The following is a 3117-nucleotide window of genomic DNA, read 5'->3' on the forward strand; positions in this document are numbered from 1 at the left end:
ATCGCAAGTTGCGTAATGCCGCGTTCGCGTAACCAATTTTCAAGCTCAGTATCGCTGAATGCATTATGAACACGTTTATGGAAGGTCACTGCCGCTTCATCGTCAAAACCATCAAGCGGGCGAATTAGGCCATTAGCGGGGTCAAAAGCGCCTTGGCTACCAGGCTCTTCATGAAAAACGCGCACAACAGGTATGTTATTTGACTGCGCCGCATCTAGCATCGCCCGCTGCTTGGGGCGCCATGCTTGCGCTAGTGATTCTACCCAATAGTCGCGGGCGGGAAAGGACGCTTGAACGTCAATTAATAGCAGTGCGGTTTTAGGCTGAGTCATGGCTAATCTCATCGTGTTGAAGTGAGGCTACAGATTAGCTACTCCCATCTCAGCTAACGATACCTTGCGCGGTCTAAAAGCGGTCAATTTCGGCCACATAGCATTCATGGGCGACGGCAAACTAAGGCGGTGAAGCGAGGATTATGCGCACGGCTAAAAAACGGCAGTCTTAATGTAATATTAATGCATTTCCATTTAAGCTAATTATTCTTTTCCGCGTAGTCGGCCGCCATGAAAATATTAATCATTGAAGATGACCGGGACTTGGCACTGGCTATTTCCGAGTACCTGGAATTGCACCGTGTCGAATGCGACTTTGCCTATACTGGGGCCAGCGGTATTACTCTGGCATCCCAGCAGCATTATGACGGTTTGGTCCTGGATAACATGCTGCCGAAGGTGCAGGGCATCGATGTTTGTCGGCAATTGAGGGCTAATGGTGTTGATACGCCGATACTAATGCTGACCGCTTGCGATATGGAAGGCGATCAAATGGAGGGGTTTAATGCCGGTGTCGATGACTATGTCATCAAGCCTTGCACGATGCCGCTACTCTTGGCTCGACTGAATGCGCTGTACCGTCGTCGCCACCCCGAGCGTGAATGTATACGGATTGCTGATCTCTGGATCTATCCAAAAGAGCACCGGGCCATTCGTGCTGATCAGGAGCTGAAACTGACGCCGACCAGCTGGAAAATTCTGTTATTGCTTGCCCGTCGATCGCCCGCTGTGGTTTCGAGAAACGAAATCGTGGAGCATGTCTGGCCAGGTGAGGAGGTGGAGGAGGGAACCGTCAACGTGCACTTACACCAACTGCGTAAAGTGGTTGATAAACCTTTTGAACAGCTCCTCATTCATACCCATGTCGGGGTTGGGCTGTCGCTGTTTGTGGAGACGCGCTGATGTCTTCCAATCCGGTTCGTAGTTTAGCCGCCCAGTCTCGACAGCACTTGCTGTATTTGGCCATTGCCATCTTTATTGGGCAGATTGCGCTGGTCACTATTTTCAGCTTTTATCAGGTGGGGCAGGCGGCTAAGTATTATATGCATCTTGATGCGATTAAGCTGCAGCAGGCGGCCAATAACAACCCCGACTTTGTACTGCCGCAGCGAGGTGACGTGAGTGCCTACCGGGAGTGGGATGATATTCCCCTAGAGATTCGGCAGCTATTTTCCAGCAGTAAAACTCAACCCCTGGAGCCGTTGGAAATAGAGCGGGTTAATGAGCAGGGTATTCGTGAATACGGTTATTTGCTCTATTCGCAGGTTCAGTCACAAGGGCGGTCTCAAGAGCCGTCTCAAGAGCGTTCTCAAGAGCAGTCTCAAGAGCGTTCCCAAGAACAGTCTCAAGAACAGCAGGCCGGTGGCCTTTACCTGTTGGAGTTTGAAGAGGCCGACAAAATTGATGCCTTGGCCGAAGCTATTTTCAAGCAGGCATTGATCGAGGCTAGCTTGGTGACTGGAGTATTTAGCCTGGTGCTATTTTTGGTTATCTCCTGGCTATTTAAGAGCGCCGTGAAGCCTCTAGCGCTACTCGTGGAGTGGTCAAGTCGGGTCAAGCAGCATCCAGGCAGTGAAATTGATGTTCAGTTCTCAATCAGTGAGCTCAACCAAATTGCCAATCAACTGCTGTCGACACTACAACAGGTAAGAGAATACAACGAACGTGAGCAGCAGTTTTTGCGCCATGCTAGCCACGAGTTGAGAACCCCCCTCGCGATTATTCAGGCCTCCCTGGATACGTTAGGAGTGAGAACGGCCCCTGAGGATCCTAATTTCCCTTCTCTGTTGCGGGCTAGTCGCGCCTGCGCCAATATGATTTTGTTGTCGGAAGCCCTTTTGTGGCTGGCACGCCCATCCTCCAGACCTATTGGAAAGTCCATCGTCTGGCCAGGCGCATTGTGTAGCGAACTGTTGGTGGATATGCAGTACTTAGTTGAGAATAAAAATATTCAGGTGTCGCTTAACGATCAGGCCAGCAGTATCAACATTGAACATGATCTGTTTCGCATTGTACTAGCCAACTTGATCCGTAATGCTTTCCAGCACACCAGTAGTGGGACGATTACCCTAGTGATTACAGATAACTCGTTGGTTATTTCAAACCCCGTAGATGCTGCTGGCAAATCTGAAACGGTCAGCTTCGGATTAGGCCTGCAGTTGGTTGAGCGTATAGCCAACCGGCTTGATTGGCAGTTTAAGTTCGTCCTTGACTACCCGAGGGCTTGCGTAACCCTACGCTGGTAATTATCGCCATTACCACCTAACTATCTTAAGACCCGCTTAATACCCTCTGTCTGACAATCGACTCCGCAAACATCAGCCTCTCACTTCACCTTGAGTTACTGATTCAAAACGGAGTCAACCCAATGAAGATTCGTTCTCTCATTCCCCTGGCGACGGCTATTCTGGCCACCTATTCACCCTGGTCCTTCAGCCAGGAACAAGAAAGCGCCGACACCTTTGCTATCGGGCTTATTGCCTACACGGAACCGTCCCTTTACGTGGGCGGTAAGGACAATGCAGGTCTGCTGCCCTATATCGAGTGGGAGTCGGACAACTGGTTCTTTCGTGACTATTCACTGGGTAGCTATCTAGCGGGAGGAGACAATTGGGCCTTGTCCGCGGCGATTAGTTATGACGCCTTCGGCGATGTTGAGCGGGGTAACAGTCCTGAGCTCAAGGATATGAAGAAACTCGACGACATCTACACTGCCGCGGTGAGTGTCGACTGGTTTGGTTCACTGGGTTACCTGACATTAGGCTACCGGCAGGATATCTCCGGC

4 protein-coding genes are annotated in these 3117 nt (G+C 50.6%); 3 read left to right on the forward strand and 1 reads right to left on the reverse strand.

Annotated features, from left to right (window positions below; all coding sequences use genetic code 11):
• Window positions 1–332 (reverse strand): cysteine hydrolase family protein (locus AC0UA9_RS17080; RefSeq protein WP_475661899.1); only part of this gene is annotated, 332 nt, incomplete at its 3' end.
• A 231-nt stretch (window positions 333–563) separates the two neighbouring features.
• Here AC0UA9_RS17080 and AC0UA9_RS17085 point away from each other — a divergent pair.
• From AC0UA9_RS17085 to AC0UA9_RS17095, 3 genes are all read left to right on the forward strand, one after another.
• Window positions 564–1235, forward strand: a complete 672-nt coding sequence (locus tag AC0UA9_RS17085) for a response regulator transcription factor (protein WP_249017931.1) — start codon at window positions 564–566, stop codon at window positions 1233–1235.
• Window positions 1235–2578 (forward strand): sensor histidine kinase, encoded by a 1344-nt coding sequence (locus tag AC0UA9_RS17090; protein ID WP_249017932.1) that lies wholly within the window; start codon window positions 1235–1237, stop codon window positions 2576–2578. The genes AC0UA9_RS17085 and AC0UA9_RS17090 overlap by 1 nt, the downstream gene beginning before the upstream one ends.
• 122 nt (window positions 2579–2700) lie before the next feature.
• Window positions 2701–3117 (forward strand): MipA/OmpV family protein (locus AC0UA9_RS17095; RefSeq protein WP_475661901.1); only part of this gene is annotated, 417 nt, incomplete at its 3' end.

The organism is Colwellia sp. F1, from assembly GCF_056238625.1.